Origin of the sequence: Streptomyces sp. A5-4 (assembly GCF_051131715.1) — a bacterium.
Lineage (GTDB): Bacteria > Actinomycetota > Actinomycetes > Streptomycetales > Streptomycetaceae > Streptomyces.
Window position 1 is genome coordinate 4,193,541 of the sequence record NZ_CP178591.1, and the last position, 21,581, is coordinate 4,215,121.

General features: G+C 72.1%; 12 protein-coding genes. 7 read left to right on the forward strand and 5 right to left on the reverse strand.

The features are described from left to right. Window position 1: 1 nt before the first annotated feature. From ACLLJJ_RS19325 to ACLLJJ_RS19355, 7 genes are all read left to right on the forward strand, one after another. Window positions 2–187: a DUF397 domain-containing protein gene (locus ACLLJJ_RS19325; RefSeq protein WP_434593032.1), complete on the forward strand. Its 186-nt coding sequence runs from the start codon at window positions 2–4 to the stop codon at window positions 185–187. Between the two features lie 259 nt (window positions 188–446). Next, window positions 447–1,520 (forward strand): hypothetical protein, encoded by a 1,074-nt coding sequence (locus ACLLJJ_RS19330; RefSeq protein WP_434593035.1) that lies wholly within the window; start codon window positions 447–449, stop codon window positions 1,518–1,520. 50 nt (window positions 1,521–1,570) lie between these two features. Beyond that, window positions 1,571–2,149 carry a Uma2 family endonuclease gene (locus ACLLJJ_RS19335; protein ID WP_434593037.1) on the forward strand — a complete coding sequence of 193 codons (579 nt, stop codon included), beginning with the start codon at window positions 1,571–1,573 and terminating at the stop codon, window positions 2,147–2,149. A 201-nt stretch (window positions 2,150–2,350) separates the two neighbouring features. Next, complete coding sequence (locus tag ACLLJJ_RS19340) at window positions 2,351–3,622, forward strand: aspartate kinase (protein WP_434593040.1); 1,272 nt, start codon at window positions 2,351–2,353, stop codon at window positions 3,620–3,622. Continuing rightward, the gene (locus ACLLJJ_RS19345; protein ID WP_434593043.1) at window positions 3,619–4,677 is read left to right on the forward strand and encodes an aspartate-semialdehyde dehydrogenase; all 1,059 of its coding nucleotides are present in this window, start codon (window positions 3,619–3,621) and stop codon (window positions 4,675–4,677) included. The genes ACLLJJ_RS19340 and ACLLJJ_RS19345 overlap by 4 nt, the downstream gene beginning before the upstream one ends. Before the next feature lie 267 nt (window positions 4,678–4,944). Then, window positions 4,945–5,604 carry a SigE family RNA polymerase sigma factor gene (locus ACLLJJ_RS19350; RefSeq protein WP_434593046.1) on the forward strand — a complete coding sequence of 220 codons (660 nt, stop codon included), beginning with the start codon at window positions 4,945–4,947 and terminating at the stop codon, window positions 5,602–5,604. Next, window positions 5,601–6,905, forward strand: coding sequence for a hypothetical protein (locus tag ACLLJJ_RS19355; RefSeq protein ID WP_434593048.1), 1,305 nt, complete (start codon window positions 5,601–5,603; stop codon window positions 6,903–6,905). Before ACLLJJ_RS19350 ends, ACLLJJ_RS19355 begins: the two co-directional genes overlap by 4 nt. Before the next feature lie 115 nt (window positions 6,906–7,020). Here ACLLJJ_RS19355 and ACLLJJ_RS19360 read toward each other — a convergent pair whose 3' ends face one another. Genes ACLLJJ_RS19360 through ACLLJJ_RS19380 form a run of 5 tightly spaced genes read right to left on the reverse strand, consistent with a single transcriptional unit; the run spans window position 7,021 to window position 20,543 of the window. Continuing rightward, the gene (locus ACLLJJ_RS19360) at window positions 7,021–7,872 is read right to left on the reverse strand and encodes an SURF1 family protein (RefSeq protein ID WP_434593049.1); all 852 of its coding nucleotides are present in this window, start codon (window positions 7,870–7,872) and stop codon (window positions 7,021–7,023) included. Between the two features lie 50 nt (window positions 7,873–7,922). Beyond that, the gene (locus ACLLJJ_RS19365; RefSeq protein ID WP_434593052.1) at window positions 7,923–8,723 is read right to left on the reverse strand and encodes an ABC transporter permease; all 801 of its coding nucleotides are present in this window, start codon (window positions 8,721–8,723) and stop codon (window positions 7,923–7,925) included. Then, the gene (locus ACLLJJ_RS19370) at window positions 8,720–9,901 is read right to left on the reverse strand and encodes an ATP-binding cassette domain-containing protein (RefSeq protein WP_434593054.1); all 1,182 of its coding nucleotides are present in this window, start codon (window positions 9,899–9,901) and stop codon (window positions 8,720–8,722) included. The genes ACLLJJ_RS19365 and ACLLJJ_RS19370 overlap by 4 nt, the downstream gene beginning before the upstream one ends. Beyond that, window positions 9,898–10,104 (reverse strand): MbtH family protein, encoded by a 207-nt coding sequence (locus ACLLJJ_RS19375; protein WP_434593056.1) that lies wholly within the window; start codon window positions 10,102–10,104, stop codon window positions 9,898–9,900. Before ACLLJJ_RS19375 ends, ACLLJJ_RS19370 begins: the two co-directional genes overlap by 4 nt. Further along, window positions 10,101–20,543, reverse strand: coding sequence for an amino acid adenylation domain-containing protein (locus tag ACLLJJ_RS19380; protein ID WP_434593059.1), 10,443 nt, complete (start codon window positions 20,541–20,543; stop codon window positions 10,101–10,103). The genes ACLLJJ_RS19375 and ACLLJJ_RS19380 overlap by 4 nt, the downstream gene beginning before the upstream one ends. Window positions 20,544–21,581 lie beyond the last annotated feature (1,038 nt).

Below are 21,581 nucleotides of genomic sequence, written 5' to 3' on the forward strand. Positions count from 1 at the left end.
CATGAGCGCGCAGCTGACGTGGTTCAAGTCCAGCTACAGCGATGACGAGGGCGGCGCTTGCGTAGAGGTGTCCACCTCCTGCCCCGCCGCCATCCATGTCCGCGACTCCAAGCTGACCGCCGGCCCTGAGCTGACGCTCCTCGCCGCGTCCTGGGCCGCGTTCGTCGCGTACGCCGCGCGCGGCTGAAGCCGCAGGTCGGCCCGGAGCTCAAGCTTCGGGTTCCGGGCCTCGGGGCCCGAGCCCTTCCCCAAGGAGTGGGCGGTTCAGTGGAAACCACCCGCCCTCCCCTGACCCCTCAAGTCTCGCGCTGACAAGCCGAGATGACTTTCCGTGATCGGCTTGCGCCGCAGCGTGGCGGCGGTCTAGGTTCACAACAAAGAACGGCCCCGGCCGGTGCACCAACACCGAACCGAGGCCTGACCTACGGATCGAATGCGAGTCGATCGTGGCTGACGCCAACTTTAGTGCTGCCCTGCCCGCGCGCGCACACCCCTCGGCCAAGACCGGCTATGGAAAACGCAGCGCCTCCGACCAGAAACCGCGCGGCGAGGCGGACTTCGTACACCTGCGCCCGCGTGAGGCCGCCGTCGCGGCGTACATCGACCGGCTGCCCGACGGCGCCGCGATCGGGTACAAGCCCCTCGCCGCGAACATCGCCGACTTCGGCCAGCAGGCCTGCGGCAAGGCGCTGAACTTCCTCTCCGACGCCGGGCATCTGCGCCGGGTGAAGGAACACCTTGCGCTGGAGGACAACACCTTCCGTTGGGTGACGCGGACGTACTTCTCGCGGACGGCGAGGGACGACGGCTGGTGGAAGTCGTTCGTGGGCGGACTGCACGGGATTGACCTGACGGAGCTGGAGCGGCGGGTCGCCGGTGAGCCCGCCCCGGCCGCTCCGCAACCCAACGCCACGCGACCCACTGCCCCGCAACCCGCCCCCGCCGAGCGCTCCCTCGCGCACCGCACGCTGGCCCGCCTGGGCCGTACCGACCCACGTATGACCCTGTCCGCGGCCGAGTGCGCCGAGTTGGAAGGTCTCGCGGCGGACTGGCTGGCGCGGGGTGCGACGACGGACCAGCTCACGCACGCCCTGACCGACGGGCTGCCGAACCCCATGCACAGTCCGGGCGCGATCGCCCGAAGTCGATTGGAGAAGAAGATGCCGTCCGAGGAATCCACCGGTGGGAGCGCCGCACCGACCCGCATCACCCGTGCGGTGATCGTCTGCATGGGCTGCGACGAGCCCGAGACGGTGGTGCCGCTGATCGGGGGCATCTGCCCGGAGTGCCGCCGGGAGATGGTGGCGTACGACGCGGAGGAGGAGGCGAAGGCCAGGGCAGCCGTCCCCGCCACCTTCCGCGCCGCCCCCGCACAGGTCGACGTGGCCCGCCGAGCCGCCGAAGCGCGCGCGGCGGGTGGCCTGAGGCCACGCCTCCTCCCGCGCCCCACCCACGGTGAGTCGGCCCACCGTCTGGCTGCGGACCTCGGCGAGGCAAAGCTGCTCCGGGAGGCGGAATGAGCGTGCGGGAGGTGAGGGCCGGGGCACCATGGAGGGGAGGAGGCGACGCCATGACCCCCATGACCAGTGACCGGCCCCAGATGTCGATCAAGGATTTCGAGGAACTTGCCGGTCGAGCGCCCGAGACGGTGCGGCTGGAGTTCGTGAATGGGAAGGTACAGGTCAAGCCCGTGCCGGATGGTAACCATGGCGAGATTGTCATGTGGCTGCTGGAACAGTGCATGCAGCAGCGCCCGGATCTGCGTCTCTATCCCGAGCAAGGCCTGAAGGTCGATGCATATCGCCAGGGCCGGGCTCGGCCGGACGGCTCGCTCGCCCCTCGGGAGACCTTCGTGGGCCAGGGCGAATGGGCAGAGCCCAACGGCGTACTGATGGCGGTCGAGGTCACCTCGAACGACTCGGACACCAACCGCCGTGATCGTGTGGAGAAGCCCGCGGGTTACGCAGAGGCAGGCATCCCCGTCTACCTCCTCATCGACCGCGAAGCCTGCTCGATCACCGTCCACACGGAGCCCGAGAAGGGCATGTACCGCAGCTCCACGACCCGCCCTTTCGGCGTGGTCGTCGAGCTCCCGGCCCCGGTCGGGATCACGCTGGAGACCGAGAAGCTCAAGGACTACGCGGGCTGAGGCAGACCGGGCGCACCCTGTGACCCACCACACGTTCCGACTACCCTGCGTCCCTGCGGGCAGGCATCCCCACCGAGCGGGCACGGGTGGTCCCCCTGGTCGCATCGTGAGCGTTATGTCTCAGGATGCGATATGGCCGGGGCGGCCCCGGTCCGCTCGGTAAACTGACCCGACCGCAGTAATGACTAACGAGGAGCGCACGTGGGCCTTGTCGTGCAGAAGTACGGAGGCTCCTCCGTTGCCGATGCCGAAGGCATCAAGCGCGTCGCCAAGCGAATCGTCGATGCCAAGAAGAACGGCCACCAGGTCGTTGTCGTGGTTTCGGCGATGGGCGACACGACGGACGAGTTGATCGATCTCGCCGAGCAGGTATCCCCGATCCCTGCCGGGCGTGAATTCGACATGTTGCTGACCGCGGGTGAGCGGATCTCGATGTCGCTGCTGGCGATGGCGATCCGGAGTCTGGGCCACGAGGCCCAGTCGTTCACCGGCAGCCAGGCAGGTGTCATCACCGACTCGGTCCACAACAAAGCGCGCATCATCGATGTCACGCCGGGCCGGATCCGCACCGCCCTCGACGAGGGCAACATCGCCATCGTCGCCGGGTTCCAGGGTGTGTCCCAGGACAAGAAGGACATCACGACCCTCGGCCGGGGCGGCTCGGACACGACCGCCGTGGCACTGGCAGCGGCGCTCAACGCCGAGGTCTGCGAGATCTACACCGACGTCGACGGCGTCTTCACCGCCGACCCCCGGGTCGTGAAGAAGGCCCGGAAGATCGAGTGGATCTCCTCCGAGGACATGCTGGAGCTTGCCGCGTCCGGCTCCAAGGTGCTGCTGCACCGGTGCGTCGAATACGCACGCCGATACAACATCCCGATTCACGTGCGGTCGTCCTTCTCGGGGCTGCGCGGGACCTGGGTAAGCAACGAGCCGCAAGGGGACCAGCAGGTGGAGCAGGCCATCATCTCCGGAGTCGCCCACGACGTCTCCGAGGCCAAGGTCACGGTCGTCGGGGTCCCGGACAAGCCGGGCGAGGCGGCGGCGATCTTCCGCGCCATCGCCGACGCCGAGATCAACATCGACATGGTCGTGCAGAACGTGTCGGCCGCGACGACCGGGCTGACCGACATTTCCTTCACCCTCCCCAAGACCGAGGGCCGCAAGGCCATCGACGCCCTGGAGAAGGCGAAGGGGGTCATCGGGTTCGAGTCGCTGCGCTACGACGACCAGATCGGCAAGATCTCGCTGGTCGGCGCGGGTATGAAGACCAACCCGGGCGTCACGGCGGGCTTCTTCGAGGCGCTCTCCGCAGCCGGTGTGAACATCGAGCTGATCTCGACCTCCGAGATCCGCATCTCGGTGGTCACCCGCGGTGAGGACGTCAACGAGGCCGTGCGTGCCGTGCACACCGCCTTCGGCCTGGACAGCGAGTCGGACGAGGCAGTCGTCTACGGAGGCTCCGGCAGGTGACCGGCAAGCCGACACTCGCGGTCGTCGGAGCGACCGGGGCCGTCGGCGCCGTCATGCTCGAAATCCTGTCCCAGCACGCCGATGTCTGGGGCGAGATCAGACTCTTCGCCTCCCCCCGCTCGGCCGGCCGCAAGCTGGTCGTGCGCGGGGTGGAGGCCGAGGTCATGGCGCTCTCCGAGGAAGGCCTGGAGGGCGTCGACGTCGCGATGTTCGACGTGCCCGACGAAGTGGCCCTGCGGTGGGCGCCGATCGCCGCCGCCAAGGGCGCCGTCGTGGTGGACAACTCCGCCGCTTTCCGGATGGACCCGGAAGTGCCGCTGGTCGTCCCGGAAGTCAATCCGCACTGTGTGCGGGCCCGCCCGCGCGGGATCGTCGCGAGCCCCAACTGCACGACGCTGTCGATGATCGTGGCGATGGGCGCGCTGCACGCCGAGTTCGGCCTGACCGAGCTGGTCGTGGCGTCGTACCAGGCGGTGAGCGGCGCCGGCCGCGGCGGAGTCGACGCGTTGCGCACGCAGCTGTCGCTCGTCGCCGGCACCGAGCTCGGCACCAGACCCGGCGACGTACGCCGGGCGGTGGGCGACGACACCGGGCCGTTCCCGGCGCCGATGGCCCTCAATGTGGTGCCGTGGGCCGGGGCGCTGGCGGAGGACGGCTGGTCGTCGGAGGAGCTCAAGGTCCGCGCCGAGTCCCGCAAGATCCTGGACCGGCCCGATCTGCGGGTGTCCGTCACCTGCGTCCGGGTCCCGGTGATCACGACGCACTCGCTGGCGGTGCACGCGCGCTTCGAGCGCGAGGTGACGGTCGAGCGGGCGCACGAGATCCTGGCGACCGCGCCGGGTGTGGTGCTGTTCGACAACCCGGCGGCGGGGGAGTTCCCCACACCGGCCGATGTCGTGGGTACGGACCCGACCTGGGTGGGACGCGTGCGGCGGTCGCTGGACGACCCCATGGCGCTCGAACTCTTCGTGTGCGGGGACAATCTCCGTAAGGGTGCCGCGCTGAACACGGCCCAGATCGCCGAGCTGGTCGCCGCCGAACCGCGGGCGTCGTAAGCGGAGGAATTTGTGCGACCTGTGAATAGTTTGTGATCAAGTCGCAGGTCTGTACCACTTGAACTGGGATGTTGTTGTGTTCGATTATTCGCTCTCCCCCTTGCTGCAACCGGGCAGTTGGGGGAGAGCGTCTTCGTGATCGCCCTGCGGATCGGCGCATAAATAGGGCATTCAGGAAGGGTTGGTGCGCATGCGGGCATTTGTCTCACCATCAAATGCGGTGTCTCTCGCGTACAACCCTGTCGGGGGGAAGCGTGTCCAACAGGCGTGGCAGAGGTACTCGACATCACAGCAGTCCCGGGACGTGGCGCGACAGTGCTGCCGCTCCGGAGGCCCCGTGCACCCGGTGGCATGCCGGTGATCGCACCCATGCCGGCCGCGCGCCCTTCGGCCATCGCGTCCTCGCGCGAGGGCGCTGAAGACGTCATGGCAGCGGGCACAACAGTCGATCACCTCACCGAGACCTACCGTGCGCACTACCGGTCCCTGCTGGGTCTCGCGGCCCTGCTCCTCGACGACACCGCGTCCTGCGAGGACGTCGTCCAGGAGGCGTTCATCCGCGTGCACGCGGCGCGCAACCGGGTGCGTGACCCCGAGAAGACCCTGGCCTACCTGCGCCAGACCGTGGTCAACCTGTCCCGCTCCGCACTGCGCCGCCGCATACTCGGCCTGAAGCTGCTCTCCAAGCCGATGCCGGACATGGCGAGCGCGGAGGAGGGGGCGTACGACCAGCTGGAGCGCGACGCCCTGATCAAGGCGATGCGCGGCCTCCAGCGCCGCCAGCGGGAAGTGCTGTCGCTGCGGTACTTCGCGGACATGACCGAGGCCCAGGTCGCCGAGACGCTGGGCATATCACTGGGCTCGGTGAAGGCGTACGGTTCGCGGGGCATCGCGGCGCTGCGCGTCGTCATGGAGGCCATGGCATGAGCGAGCAGGAACGATTCGGGCAGCGTGGCCCGGACGGACCGGACGAACCCACTCGGGTGGAGCCCGCGGACCGGGAAGCGACCGGCCCGGACTCCGAGGGCCCGGACGAGACTGACTGGCCGGACAGGCTGCTGAGAGACCTGACTGGGAACGCGATGCTGAACAACGGGCCGGACACCCCCGGCACCGACGACCGGGCGCATCCGGCGGGCACCCCCGCGCACGGCACGGGCACCCCCGCACCCGGCGCGGAAGGCGACACCGGCACGCACGGCGCGGACGAGCTCGCGCTGCGCCGGATGATGCGCAGCGCCGTGCAGGAGCTTGAGCCCTCCGAGGACGCCCTGGAGCACCTGCGCAGGGCCGTCCCGGCCCGACGCGTCCGGCGGCGCCAGGTCATCGTCGGGATGGCCGCCGCGGCTCTCTTCGTCGGCACCGCGATCCCGGCCTTCGTGCACGTGGCGAAGTCCGACGGAGCGGCCGACGAGCGCCCCGCCGTGGCGGGCCACGGGCAGGACACCCAGGGCGGCACGGGCGCCGAGACGCGCACGCCGGACGGCAGGAAGGTGGAGAGCGAGCCCTCGGGCAAGCCGACCTCCAAAGACGAGTCGAAGAAGCCCGACCAGGACAAGGACCCGAGCGAGAACTCACCCGGCGCCGGCACGAGCGCCGGAGGCGCGGGTGACGTCGGCTCCTCGGGGACGGTGTCCGTGTCGTCGCCGACCTGCGAGCCGAACCAGCTGGGCGTCTCCGCGGGCACGGGTGCCCCGGACGCCGACGGCAAGGTCTACGGGACCTTCCGGATCGCCAATGTGTCGGGCCAGGACTGCACGGTCGCGGGCACCGGATCGGTGAACTTCCAGGCGCTGGGCGCGGCCGACTCCGGCCGGATCGACGTGGTCGAGCACACCTCGGGCGACGCGGCGGCAGGGCTGCCCGACCCCTCGCAGGAGGCGACCCGCCTGGTCCTCGCGCCGGACATGGCGTACGAGGTCAAGTTCGCCTGGGTGCCGACGGGAAGCTGCCCGTCGGCCAACCCCTCGCCCGACCCCTCACCCTCGGACGGCACCGCCGGAACGACCGAGGGCACGGGCAACGGCGGCACCGGCACCGGCACTGGCAGTGGCGACTCGGGCCAGAGCGGCGCGGAGACGCAGCTCGGCGAGGGCGACGGAACCACGGAGGACGGCAGTATCGCGGTGACCCACACGCCGGAATCGGGTGCGCCGGGAGCCGCGGCGAACATCCCGAACGCGTGCGCGGGCACGATCTACCGCACGGGCGTGCTGGAAGCGTCGTAGCGGGACGGGGACCCGGAGGGGAGCAGACGGGGCGGTCGCGACCGTACTCGGGCCTCTCAAACCCGGTGGCCCCGGCGCCCGGTGCTCCGGCGCTCGTGCCCCGGGCCGCCGCGCCTCAGGCGCTCTTGCCGCCGCCGACCGCGCCGCTCTCGGCGCTTTCCTTCTCGGCGCCGGGGGTCTCGGCGCCGGGGGTCGCTTCCGCGTTCACCGGGCCGACCTCCTCCGGCAGGATGCCGAGAGCGAGGTCCCGTACGGCCTCGGCCTCGCGCCGGACCAGCCGGAACCACATGAAGACCACGAAGCCCGCGAAGACGAACCACTCGCCGGTGTAGCCCAGGTTCTGGAAGGCCTTGAGGTCCAGGCCGCTGCCCTGCGGAGCCACCGCGGGGACGGGCCGGAGCCCGGCGTCGCCCTCGCTGAGGGTGACCCAGGCGTCGTACATGTCGTACGGCACGAGGTTCACCAGCGAAGCCGCGCTGATCATCCCCAACTGGCCCTTGGGCAGGCCGCCCTCCGCGTCGACCCCGTCGGTGCTCGCGTTCTCGGAGGCCTGGAGCGCGCCGCTCACGGTGACCTCGCCCGGAGGCGCGGCTGGGGCCTTGGCACCTGACGGCAGCCAGCCGCGTACGACGGGCAGCGCCTTGCCGTCGTCGGTGCGCAGCAGCGTCAGTACGTAGGAGCCGAGCCTGTCGTCCAGCTTCCGGCCGGGCACGACGAACTGCTCCGCGTACCGCCCGGTCGCCGTGGCGTGCCGCCCGGACGTTTCGGTGTCGACGGGCAGCAGCTCGTCGAGCGGTACGGCGCGCTGCTTGCCCGGATCCGGCTTCGCCTCCTCGGCCCGGTGGGACTCGACGCGGTCTTCGAACCGGCCGAGCTGCCAGGAACCCATCAGGACACAGAAGGGGATGGCCAGCACGACGAAGAGGTGGAGACCCCACCAGCGGGGCGTCAGCAGGAACCGGTACACCCCACCAAGGTACGGTCCCCGCCTCCGCCACCGGCCCGCCGGGGTCGTGCTCATCCGATGGTGATCTGCCGGAACCTCCGCAGGGCCAGCAGCATGAACCCGCCGATGATCACGCACGCGCACAGCAGCGCGTACGGGATGGCGTGCACGACGGGCCACGCGTCACCGACCGCGATGCCGCCGGGCGGCGGATTGCCGAACAGTTCGCGCACCGCCGACGCCGTGGCCGACACCGGGTTCCACTCGGCGACCGTACGCAGCGGGCCCGGCATGGAGGCGGTCGAGACGAACGCGGACGAGATGAACGTGACCGGGAAGAGCCAGATCAGCCCGGCGCTCTGGGCCACCTCGACGCTGCGGGCCATCAGACCGATGGCCGCTCCCACCCACGACATGGCGAACGCGAAGAGCAGGATGAGCAGATAGCCGGCCGCCGCCTCGCCGAAGGACGTACCGATGCGCCACCCCACGAGGAGCCCGCACAAGGACGTCACGGTCAGCGTGACCACGCTCATCATCAGGTCCGACAGCGTCCGCCCGAGGATCACCGCCATGCGCGGCATGGGCAGCGAACGGAACCGGTCCACGATCCCCTTGTCCATGTCGTGGGCGAGCCCCAGCGCGGTGAAGGCGGCGTTGAAGGTGACGGCCTGCGCGAAGATGCCGCCCATCAGGAACGTGCGGTAGTCGGCGCCGCCCAGGCTGCCGCCGAAGACATAGGCGAGCAGCAGGACGAACATCACCGGCTGGACGAGGGCGGCGATCACCGACCCCGGGGTACGGCGCAGATTCAGCAGATTGCGCCACGCGATGATCGTGGAGTCCCGCGCGACCCGCCGCACGGACGTCACGATGCCTCCACGGGGGCGGGTGAGGACGGAGGTGTCGACGGTGCGGGCGCGGGTACGGAAGGTGGCGGTGCGGGCGCGGTGACCCGCAGCCTCGCGGTGGTCTCGACTTCCGCCACAGCCGGTGCGGGCGTGACCGGGCCGGGCACGGTCGGCTCGGGCGCGGCAGCGTCCGCCACCGACCCCTTCGCCACCTGCCCCGTCAGCGCGAGGAACGCGTCGTCGAGGGTGGGCGGCGCCAGCTCCACGTCGTGCACCGCGATCCCGGCCTGGCGCAGGAAGCCCAGCGCGTATTCGAGGGTCCGCGCGCCGTGCTCCGTGGTGACCGAGAGGCGGCCGGTGCGCGGGTCCGGCTCGGGGGTGTGCGGGCCGAGCGCGCCCATGATCTCGTACGCCGTCGACCGGGCGGCCGGGTCCGGCACGGTGAGGCTGAGCCGCTCGCCGCCCACCCGCGCCTTCAGCTGCGCGGAGGTGCCGTGGGCGATGACCCTGCCCTGGTCGATGACGCTGATGCTGTCCGCCAACTGGTCGGCCTCCTCAAGGTATTGGGTGGTGAGCAGGACGGTCGTGCCCTCCGCCACCAGTTCCTGGATGCAGCTCCAGGTGTCGGCTCTGCCTCGCGGGTCGAGGCCGGTGGTGGGCTCGTCGAGTACGACGACCGCGGGCCGGGCCACCAGGGCCCCGGCCAGGTCGAGGCGCCGCCGCATGCCGCCGGAGAAGGTCCCGCTGGGCCGGTGGGCGGCCTCCTCCAGGCTGAACCTGGCGAGGAGTTCGTCGGCCCTGCGCCGGGCGGTCGAGCGCCCCATGCCGTACAGGCGGGCGACCAGGTAGAGGTTCTCCCGCCCGGTGAGTTTCTCGTCGACCGCCGCGTACTGCCCGGACAGGCCCAGCCTGCCGCGTACGCCCTCGGGATCGCGCAGGACATCGAACCCGGCCACCCAGGCCTGGCCGGCGTCCGGCCGCAGCAGGGTCGACAGGATGCGCACGGTGGTCGTCTTACCGGCCCCATTGGGCCCCAGGACGCCCAGCACGGTGCCGGGCGGTGCCTCCAAGTCCACGCCGTCCAGGGCCTGCTTGTCGCCGAACCTCTTGGTGAGCCCCTCGGCGCGGATGGCGGGGGAGCCCGGCCGGGCCGGGCTCCCCGTCTCGCGCCGGTCGGACGCACGCCGTCGCCCGCTCATCCGACGTGCACGCGCGCGCTCCTGGGCGTGATGTCCGTCCAGTTGCGGTCCACGTATTCCAGGCACGCGCTCTGATCGGCCGGTCCGAAGACCTGGTCCCAGCCCGCGGGTATGTCGGCGAACGAAGGCCAAAGGGCGTGCTGTTCCTCGGAGTTGACGACCACGCGGTGTTCGGTGCGCGGGTCGTCGAAGGGGTTGGTCATGACAGATCTCCTCGTGCGGTGCGGTGGATGGCGCGCAGGGACGCGGCCACGGTGGTACCGATCTGCTCGCGGGCGGTCGGCTGCATCATCTGGGCGTGCGTGCACGCCACGTCGTGGTTCTCGATGGGCCCCGAGATGTACGGCGCCCACAGGTCGAGTCCGAAGGTGTCGTCGGGGCGGCCCTCGGTGGCGGTGAAGAAGAGCACCTGTCCGTGGAACGTCCGTGGGGTGTAGGCCCGCATCAGCCGGGCCTGACCGGCGAAGTTGTCCACCATGGCGTCGATCGTGGCCGGTTCGAGCGAGCCGAGCGGGGAGCCGATCCGCTGGAACTCGTCGCGTACGGCCGTCGCGTCGACGCTCGCGGCGCCGTCCAGCGCCGCCGCGTCGACCCCGAGGTTGGACAGCAGGGCCCGGAAGACCGTGTCGCGCGAGGCGCTGTCCAGATCGTCGAGTGGCGCCAACGGGAACGCGTCGACCACGGCCAGCAGTGCGACCTCCTCGCCCGCCTCCTGGAGCTGCACCGCCATCTCCTGGACGAGGTTGCCGCCGAAGGACCAGCCGAACAGGTGGTACGGGCCGTGCGGTTGGACCGTGCGCAGCTCGGCCACGTAGATCGCGGCCATCGACTCGATGCGGTCGGGGAAGTCCGAGGTGCCGTCCAGGTTCGGGGTCTGGAGCCCGTACAGCGGCTGGTTCTCGCCGAGGTGCGGCAGCAGACCGGCGTACGACCAGGCGAGCCCGCCCGCCGGGTGGACGCAGAACAGCGGTGGGTTGCTTCCGGCCGTGCGCAGCGGCAGGAGCGTGGCGAGGGAGTTGTCCTCGCCGCCGTCCGCGATGCGCTCCGCCAGGGCGGCGACGGTCGGGGCCTCGAAGAGGGCCCGGATGCTGACCTCCACGCCCAGTGCGGCGCGCACCCGGCCGATGAGCCGGGTCGCGAGCATGGAGTGGCCGCCGAGTGCGAAGAAGTCGTCGTCGACGGAGACCCGCTCCAGGCCCAGGATCTCGGCGAAGAGCGAGCACAGGACGTCCTCGCGCGGATTGCGCGGGGCGCGCCCCGTCGCGTCCCCCGCCGAGCGCGGCGCGGGCGGCGGCAGCGCGGCGCGGTCGAGCTTGCCGTTGGGGGTCAGCGGGATCCGCTCCAGCGTCACCCAGCCCGACGGGACCATGTAGGACGGCAGTTGGCGCGCGGCGTACTCGCGTACGGAGTCGAGCCCGTCCGGCGGGAATCCCTCGGCGGGTACGACGTAGGCGGCGAGCTCGGGTCCGTCGGCGCCCTCGTGCGCCGTCACGGCCGCCTCGGCCGTCAGGGGGTGGGCCCGGAGCACCGCGGCGATCTCGTCGGGTTCGACGCGGAAGCCGCGGATCTTGAGCTGGCCGTCGGAGCGCCCCGCGAATTCCAGGTCGCCCGCGGCCGTGCGGCGGGCGCGGTCGCCGGTGCGGTACATCCGCGAGCCGGTCGGGCCGTGCGGGTCGGGCAGGAAGACCCCGGCCGTCTCGCCCGGCCTGCCCGGATACCCCAGGGCGAGACTGTCGCCGGCCAGGTACAGGTCACCGGTCACGCCGGGCGGGGTGGGGCGCAGCCGCCCGTCGAGGAGGTACGTACGGGTGCCCGCCACCGGGTCGCCGAGGACCGGGCGGGCGGTGGCCGCGAGGGGCGCAGTCAGGGTGTCGACAGTGGCCTCGGTGGGCCCGTAGAAGTTCCAGCAGCGCACGCCGGGCGTGGAGTTCAGCTCGGTCCACAAGGCGGGCGGCACGGCCTCGCCGCCGAGGATCAGGACGGCCGGGCGGTGCGCGCCGGAGGTGAGCAGGCCGGAGGCGAGCAGCTGACCGGCGTGTGTCGGGGTCGTCTCCAGCACATCGAGGCGCCGGGCGCGCACGCTCTCCACCAGGGCCTCGGGGTCGCGCCGGGTCAGGTCGTCCACGAGGTGCAGCTGGTGGCCGTCGATCATCCACAGCACCGGGTCCCAGGCCGCGTCGAAGGAGAGCGCGGCGGTCAGCGCGACCGAGAGCCGGGCCCTGCCGGTGTCGCGCACGGCGTGTGCGAAGACATGGCGGCGGTGGTGGGCGAGCAGCCGGGCCAGCGAACCGTGGCCGACCAGGACGCCCTTGGGGCGGCCCGTGGAGCCCGAGGTGTGGATGAGGTACGCGGCGTCCCCGGGCGCCGGGCGCGGCGGCGCGACGGCCGGGAGGCCGAGGGAGCGCGCGGTTTCGCCGTTGTCCAGCAGGAGATGGGGGTAGCCGTCCGGCGCGGTGGCGCGGGTGGCCAGGACCAGCGTGGGGCGGGCGTCGTCCAGGACGGCCCCGATCCGGCCCGCCGGGAGGCTCGTGTCCACCGGGGCGTGGACCGCGCCCGCCTTGAGCACGCCGAGCAGGGCCGCGATCGAGTCGGTGGAGCGGGGCAGCAGGACCGCGACCCGGTCGCCGCGGCCGACGCCCGAGGAGGCGAGGAGAGCGGCGATGCGGTCGGACCGTACGTCCAGTTCCGGGAAGGACAGCCGGCCGTCGGGGGCGGTGACCGCGATGTCACCGCTGCGGGCCTCGGTGACCGTCTCGGCGAACCGGTCGAGGACGGTCGCCGGGGCGCCGGAGCCGGGACCGCCGTCGCCGAGCGCCACCAGGGCGGCCTCCTCGTCCCCGTCGAGCAGCGCCAGGGCGTGCACCGGGGAGTCCGGGTCGATGACGGCCCGCGCGGCGAGGCGGCCGAACCAGTCCGCGAGGCGCTGCGCGGTGCCGGTGTCGAACAGGTCCCGGCTGAATTCCAGGGTCCCTTCCAGGACCCGGCCCGTGCCCGCGCCGTCCGGGCGCTCGGTGAAGCTGAACGACAGGTCGAACTTCGCGCCCCCGGTGCCCACCCCGTCGAGCCGCGCGTGCAGCCCCGGCAGATCGAGGCGCGGGGCCTGGGTGTTGTTCAGGGTGAGCATGACCTGGAAGAGGGGGTGGCGGGTGAGGGAGCGGGCGGGCTGCAGCTCCTCCACGAGCCGCTCGAAGGGCAGCTCCTGGTGGGCGTAGGCGGCGAGGTCGGTCTCCCGCACCCGGGCCAGCAGCTCCCGGAACGTCGGCCCGCCCGCCGTACTGACGCGCAGGGCAAGGGTGTTGACGAAGAACCCGACGAGCCCGTCGAGCGCCTCGTCGGTGCGCCCGGCGACCGGGGTGCCGACGGTGATGTCGTCCCCGGCCCCGACCCGGTCGAGGAGTACGGCCAGGGCGGCGTGCAGCACCATGAAGGTGCTGGTCGCGGACGACTTGGCCAGCCGCGACACGGCCTCGGTGACGTCCGCCGGGAGAGCCAGGGACACCGTGCCGCCCCGGCCGGTGGACGCGGTGGACCCGGTGGGCCTGGGCCGGTCGGCAGGCAGCGGCGTCTCCTCCGGGGCGCCCGTCATCTGCGCCGCCCAGTAGGCGAGTTGGCGGTCGGCCAGCGAATCGCGGCCGTCGACATGGCCGGTGCCGTCGGGGTGGCTCAGCAGTGCGCGCTGCCACAGCGCGTAGTCGGCGTACTGGACGGGCAGCGGAGCCCAGTTGGGCGCCCGGCCCGCGGTACGCGCGGTGTACGCGCCGGCCAGATCCTGCGCCAGTGGCCCCATGGACCACCCGTCCGCGGCGATGTGGTGCACGGTGAGGAGCAGCACGTGCCGGTCGTCGGCGAGCGCGAACAGCTCGGCGCGCAGGGGTATTTCACCCGTCAGGTCGAAGGGCCGCGTCGCAGCGTCACGCAGCGCTCCGGGCAGTGATACCTCGGCGACCCGGGTGAGCGGCAGCCCGGGGCGTGCGTCCCCCGGTGCGAGCACCGCCTGGTACGGCTCCTCGCCGCTCTCCTGGATCAGGGTGCGCAGGCTCTCGTGCCGGGCCACCACATCGGCGAGCGCGCAGTGCAGCGCTTCGCGGTCCAGGCCGCCGGTCAGCTCGACGGCGATGGGGATGTGGTACGCCGCGTCGTCCGGATCCATCCGGTGCAGGAACCACAGCCGGCGCTGGGCGGCGGACAGCGGCGGGCGCTTTGGACGGGTGGCGCGCCGCAGCGCGGGCCTGGCCGCGCCCGCCTCGCCGAGGCGCTCGGCGAGGGCCGCGGGTGTGGTCGACTCGAACAGGGCGCGGACCGGCAGCTCCACGCCGAACGCCGACCTGATGCGGCCGATGAGCCGGGTGGCGAGCAGTGAGTGGCCGCCGAGTTCGAAGAAGTCGTCGCTCCTGGCGACGTGTTCGTGCCCGAGGCTCTCCGCGAACAGCGCGCACAGGATCTCCTCCTGCGCGGAGTGCGGCGGATCCACGACGATCCGCTCGGGACCGGTGGTCAGCGGCAGCGCGTCGAAGTCCACCTTGCCGTGCACGGTCAGCGGCAGCTCCGCCACCGGGACGACGACGGACGGCACCATGTACTCGGGCAGCCGGTCGGCGGCGAAGGCGCGCAGGGCGCGGGCCGACAGCTCCTGACCGTCGCAGGCCACGGCCCACGCGACGAGCCGCCCGGCGCCGGACGCGTCGGGCCGTACGGCCACGGCCGCCTGCGCCACGCCGGTGTGCCGGATCAGCTCGGCCTCGACCTCGCCGGTCTCCACGCGAAAGCCCCGGACCTTGATCTGCCCGTCGGCGCGCCCCACGTATTCGAGCCGCCCCTCGCGCAGCCGGACGAGGTCACCGGTGCGGTACATGCGGGAGCCCGTCGGGCCGTACGGGTCGGGCAGGAAACGCGCGGCGGTGCCGGGCGGGCTGCCCTCGTACCCACGGGCCAGACCGGCGCCCGAGAGGTAGAGCTCACCGGTGGCGCCGGGGGCGACGGGCCCCAGGCGCGCGTCGAGGACCCTGGCGCGGGTGTGCGACACGGGGTGACCCAGGTGCGGGCGGGTGCCCGCGCCGATCCGGCCCATGACGCTGTCGACGGTGGCCTCGGTGGGCCCGTAAAGGTTCCACACGGCGACATCGCGCAGCGCGCCCAGCTCGTTCCACAGCGACTCGTTGACGGCCTCGCCGCCGAGGGCGAGGACCCGGGGGCGCGGTCGGCCGGGTGCGAACAGGCCGCAGGCCCTGAGCTGCTCGACAAAGGACGGCGTGGTCTCGACGACGTCGATCGCACGCTGGTGCAGGAACGCGGTCAGCGCCTCCGGGTCGCGGCGCGTCTCGTGGTCGACCAGGTGCAGCTCGTGGCCCGCGATCATCCACAGCAGCGGGTCCCAGGACGCGTCGAAGGTCGCGGCGGCGGTCAGCGCCACCCGCAGCGGCAGCCCGTTGTTCTCCGCCTCGGCGGGCGCCATCAGCCGCTCCTGATGGCTGCTGAACAGGTTGGCCAGCGACCGGTGTTCGACGACGACGCCCTTGGGGCGGCCGGTGGACCCGGAGGTGTAGAGCACATACGCGGCGTCACGGGGACGCGGCCCCGGCAGCGGTGCGCGCGTGTCGGCGGCCGACGGGAGCCGTCCGGCGGCGTCCAGCAGCAGGACGTCGCTCAGGGGCGGCAGCGAATCCCGCGCCGCCTCGGTGGTCAGCACGAGCCGCGGGGCCGCGCTGTCCAGGATCAGCTGGTTGCGGCCACGGGGGTGGGACTGGTCCAGCGGCACATACACCGCTCCGGCGCGCAGCACCGCGAGCAGCGCGACGATGTGCAGCGAGGTCCGGGGCAGCGCGACCGCGACCCGGTCGCCGCGCGAAACCCCGGACTCCACGATCAGGGAGGCCAGTTGCTCGCTGCGCTCAAGGAGGTCCCCGAAGGTCAGACGGCCGTCGGAGGCCACCACGGCGGTGCGGCCCGGGGTGACGACGGCGCGGGTGGTGAAGACGTCGGTGAGGGTCCAGTCGGGCCCGTCGGCGGTCGCGGGGACGAGCCCGGCCTCCGACGACGGCACGAGCGAGCCCCGGGGCAGTTCGTCGAGCGCGGCGCGGCGCTGCTCGGCACTGAGGAACCCGGCGTCGGTGAACGGCAGTTCGGGCTGGGCCAGGAGCGCGGCGAGCAGGCGGCCGAAGTGTTCGGCGAAGCGGCCGGCGGTACTGCGGTCGAACAAGTCCTCGCTGAACTCCAGCTCGCCGCTGATTCCGGTGGGCGCGCCCGCGCCGTCGTGGTGCTCCACCAGGTCCCAGGTCAGGTCGAACTTGGCACCGGTGCGGCCCACGGAGGGGTCGTGGCGGACGGTGAGCCCGTCGAGCGAGGCGTGCGGCACGCTGTTGTTGTTCAGGCTCAGCATCACCTGGAACAGCGGGTGCCGGGACATCGAGCGGGACGGGCCGAGCTCTTCCACGATCCGGTCGAAGGGCACTTCTTGGTGCGCGTACGCCGCGAGGTCCGTGCGCCGGGCCCGGCGCACCAGCTCACTGAAGGTGGGGTCGGCGGACGCGTCCACCCGCAGCACGAGCGTGTTCACGAAGAACCCGACCATGTCGGCGAGCTTCTCGTCGGTGCGGCCCGCGACCGGGGTGCCGACCGCGATGTCGTCACCCGCGCCGAGCCGAGCCATCAGGGCGGTCAGCGCCGCGTGCAGCACCATGAAGCTGCTCGCGCCGGAAGCGGCGGCCAGCCGGACGAGCGCCCGGTGCGCGGGTGCGTCGATGTGCAGCGGGACGGCCCCGCCCCGGCCGGACGGACGGGCGGGGCGCGGCCGGTCGGCGGGGAACGCCGACTCCGGCGGGAGCCCGTCGAGGGTGGCGGCCCAGTGGGCCAGCTGCCCCCGGGCGAGGCTGCCCTCCTCGCGCGGGTCGCCCAACAGGGCGCGCTGCCACAGCGCGTAGTCGGCGTACTGCACCGGCAGCGGCTCCCAGGCGGGCGCGCCACCATGACGACGCGCGGCGTACGCGTCGGAGAGATCGCGCATCAACGGTCCCATCGACCAACCGTCGGCCGCGATGTGATGCAAAGTCAGCAGCAGCACATGAGTGTGGGGGTCGACGGGGAACAGCGCGGCGCGCAGCGGCAGATCCCGGTCGAGGGCAAAGCCGGTGACGTCCGGCCGCACGGCGGTTCCCGGTTCCTTCACGATCAGCACGGGCTCTGCGGCGCCGGCCGGGACGACTCGCTGATACGGCCCGTCCTCGTCCTCGGCGAACAGGGTCCGCAGGCTCTCGTGCCGCCCCACCAGGTCACGCAGCGCGTGCGCGAGGGCGGCGCGGTCGAGCGCCCCGGACAGCCGCAGGGCGATCGGCAGCTGGTACGAAGCACCCGCGTCCCCCATCTTGTCGAGCAGCCACAGCCGTTGCTGGGCGAACGACAGCGGCACGCGCCCAGGACGCGGAACAGCAGCGGTGACGCCGGCCCTGGCGGGCGCCGCCGCACCGAGCAGCCCGGCCAGCGCGGCCGGGGTCGGCGTCTCGAACAGCGCCCGGATCGGGATCTCGGCGCCGAAGCGGTCGCGGATCCGGCCGACCAGCCGGGTCGCGAGCAGCGAATGCCCGCCGAGCGCGAAGAAGCTGTCGTCGCGGCCGACGCGCGCCAGGCCGAGGCACTCGGCGAACACCGCGCACATCAGGGCCTCTTCGGGCGTGCGCGGCTCGGCGCCGACCGAAGCGGCGATCGGCTCGGCGCGCGGCAACCGGTCGGTGTCCAGCTTGCCGTTGGGGGTCAGCGGCAGGCTCGGCACCGTCACGTAGGCCGTCGGCACCATGTGCTCGGGCAGCGATCCGGCCAGCGCGTCGCGCACCAGCGCGGGGTCGGGCGCCTCGCCCGTGGGGTCGGCCACCAGGTAGGCGGCGAGCCGCTCCACCCCGTCGGGTGCGGGGGACAGGGCGACGGCGGCCCCGTCGATGTTCGGCAGGGCGCGCAGGGCGGCCTCGATCTCGGCGGTCTCCACGCGGAAACCGCGGACCTTGATCTGTCGGTCGCTGCGGCCGAAGAACTCCAGCGCCCCGGCGGCGCTCCAGCGCGCCAGGTCCCCGGTGCGGTACATCCGGGTGCCGGGCGGCCCGAACGGATCCGGCAGGAACCGCTCAGCCGTGAGCCCTGCCCGCCCCGCGTACCCCCGGGCGACACCCTCGCCGGAGAGGTAGAGCTCACCCGTCGCACCCTGCGGCAACGGGTGCAGGGCGGGATCGAGTACGTACGCCTGCGCACCGGCGACGGGACGGCCGATGACGGGCGTCGAGCCACTGATCCGGGCGGTCACCGCGTCGACGGTGGTCTCGGTGGGCCCGTAGAAGTTGAACACCAACAGGTCGGGGAACGCGGCGAGTTCGTTCCACAGCGCCTCGTCGACCGGCTCCCCGCCGAGCGCGATCACGCGCGGCCGATGACCGGGGGCGCTGAGCAGCCCGGCGGTCAGCATCTGCCGCAGATAAGTGGGCGTGGTCTCGATGGCGTCGATGCGCGTGTCCACCAGGTACTCGACGAGCGCCTGCGGATCACGGCGGGTGTCGTCGCCGACGATGTGCAGCTCGTGCCCGGCGACCATCCACAGCACGGGGTCCCAGGACGCGTCGAAGGAGGTCGCGGCGGTGAGCGCGACCCGCAGCCTGCGCCCCAGCGACTTCTCGGCCTGGGCGTGGGTCTCGCGGCGGTGGTGCTCAAGCAGGTTGCTGAGTGACCGGTGCTCGACGACGACGCCCTTGGGCCGGCCGGTCGAACCGGAGGTGTAGATGACGTAGGCGGCGTCGTGGGGGGCGGGGGAGACGACGGGAGGCGCGGGCTCCGCCCCGTCCGTTGTCCGTACGGCGGAGGGGTGCGTGGCGTCCGTTGTCCGTACGGCGGAGGGGTCCACCAGCGGTAGTTCCGGCCCGGCGGACATGCGCGCGGCGGTGTCGGCGGTCGCGACGAGGACGGCGGGCCGGGAGTCCTCGATCATGTACGCGATGCGGTCGACGGGGTACGACGGGTCGACCGGCACATACGCGGCGCCGGTCCGCATGACCGCGAGCATCGCGACCACGAGATCGGTGGAGCGCGGCAGGCAGACGGCCACCCGGGCGCCGGGCCCGGACCCGTGCAGGGCGAGTTCGGCGGCGAGCGCGCTGACCCGCTCGTCGAGCCGAGCGAACGTCAGCCGGGTGTCCCCGGACACCACGGCGGCCTCGTCCGGCGTCCGGCGGGCCTGCCGGGTCAGCTGCTCGGGCAGCGTGCTGCCCGGTGCCGCGGCCCGGTCCCCGTGGGCGGGGTCCCCGGAGCCGAGCCCGATGAGCCGCCGGTGCTCCTCGTAGGGAACGAGCCGCAGGGTACCGATGCGACCGGTCGGATCGGCGGCGAACGCCTCGACCAGGCGGCAGAACCGCTCGTGGTGGGCGGCCAGTTCGTCGGGGGTGTACCGGGCGGGATTGCCGAGCAGATCGATGCGCAGCCCGCCGTCCGCGTACGACGCGTGCACGGCGACGGCGAGGTCGTCGACCGGCCCGACCGACAGATTGTGCAGCGTCGCCGCGTGCGGGCCGAAGCTCAGCGAGTCGTCGAAGGCCAGCACATTGACGGACGGACCGGCCAGCGCGTCCCGCACCCCGCCGAGCCCACGGTCGCGGCGCAGGCTCTCGGACGGGTAGCGCTGGTGCCGCAGCACCTTCCGGGCCTGCGCCGACGCGCGCTTCGCCACATCGGCGACCCGGTCGGACGGCGAGAGCTCCAGGCGCATCGGCAGGATGTTGGACAGCATCCCGGGCGTGGAGCGGGCGAGCGGGGTACGGCGGCCGGTGACCGGCAACCCGAGCACGACCTCGCCGACGCCACGGCTGCGGTGCAGGTAGACGGCCATGGCGGCCATGAAGAAGGTGGGCCAGGCAACGCCGGCGGACTTGGCCGCACCGCGCAGCCGGGCGGTCTGCGCCGCGTCGAACTCCCGGCGGGCCGAGTGGAATCCGTACCCGGGAGCGTGCGTATCCGCTTCGCTCAACGGGGTAACGGGCGGCGATGCGGTGAGGTGTTCGGACCAGAAGGCCTGGTCGGCGGCGTACTGCCCGGACTCCTGGTAGGCGCGCTCCTCGTCGAGCAGCGGCGCGAGGGGAGTGGGGCGGAGTACGACGACGCTCGCCGGGTCGGCGACCAACTGCGAGTAGACGTCGGCTATCCGGGCGAGCGCGAGCACCGCGCCGTACCCGTCGATGGCGAGGTGGTGCACCTGCTGGTGAAAGAGATGCCGGTCGGCGGCCAGCCGGTACAACGTCATCGCGACGAGCGGCCCGGCGGCGGGATCGGCGGGCCGCGCCAGCTGCGTGTCCATCAGCCGCAGCGCCTCGCCGTGGGGATCCGCGTGCCCGGACAGATCGACGAACGGCAGACCGATGCGCGCCTGGTCGTGGACCCGCTGGAACGGAATTCCGGCCAGCTCACCGAATGTGACCCGCAACGCTTCCATCTCCGCACCGACGTGCTCAACGGCTCTCAGCAGGAGGGAATGCTCCAAACGGCCGTGCACATCCGCGTATTCGGCGATGTTGAACGAGGGGTCGGCGGGATCGAGTTTCTGGGCGAACCAGATTCCCCGCTGAGCGGCCGTCAGAGGATATGTGTGCGGAGTTCCGGAGGGGAGCTGGGCGTCGGTCACGTGTATTTCACCTCTGCGCCGGGGCGCGGCGTCGGCGGCCTCGCGTCGGATTGGGTTCGAACGGCCGCGTGCCGGAAAGAAATTACCGGCGAGTATCCGAGGAGTAACCGGCGAGTGCGCGATCGGCGCGCCCGTCCGGACTGTCGGACCGGATCGTGCTGGGTCGGTCTGGAATTACGCCGTCAGATCACGTCCGGCGCCCGGTGGGGCCGATTCCAGACCCAATGGGATGGCCAATTCCCTGCGTGTCCGCGAACCTCGCCACACCTCGCCGCACTTCCCCTGGCGTACAGATCCACCGTCAAGCCTCCGATGCCGACATCGCTTCCTGCGCTGTCCACAGGAGGTTCGGAGTCGCAGGGGCAGCGGATTGCCCATGTGACACAAGACACAACTCCCGCCCCAGACCAAGCCGTCCCGACTCCGGCGCCGAACGACCTGCGACCGGCGGCAGAAACACGACCCCATGTCACGACTCGCACGAAGAGGATCTCCGTGAGCCTTCCGCCGGCCGCTCACCGGCTTTCGCAACACTTTCCGCAGTGCTTTCCATGAACGCTTCCACGAGACTCGGAGAACACATGAAAATTCCTGTGTCTGTTACGCGCTGGGGTGCCGCCGCCGCAATGGTCGGAACCCTGTTCCTGACGGCAGTACCGACAGCCACGGCAGCCGGCACCCCAACCCACGGTTCGGCCTCCCGCGCAGGTGAGGCGACGCATTCGACCCGGGCGAACGAGGCACCCGCGAACACGAACAGGATGGGCGCGCTTCGCAACACACAGGGCATGAATTTTTGCCTACTGGCGCGCTGCACGGTCGGCGGAGCGCCGGATTCATCGGGCCCGAGCAATACGCAGGGCGTTAATTTCTGCCTACTGGCGACCTGCTCGATACGGCCTTGACGCGCGTCGGAAAAGCGGAGTTGAGAGGCGTGCGGGAAGGGCGCTGATCGCCGAACGGGCGGGCCCCTCGGCCGGCTGTGCGGGACGGGGGCTTGGCTCCCGCCTCGGGAGCGATCCGGGCTCTCTGGGCGAG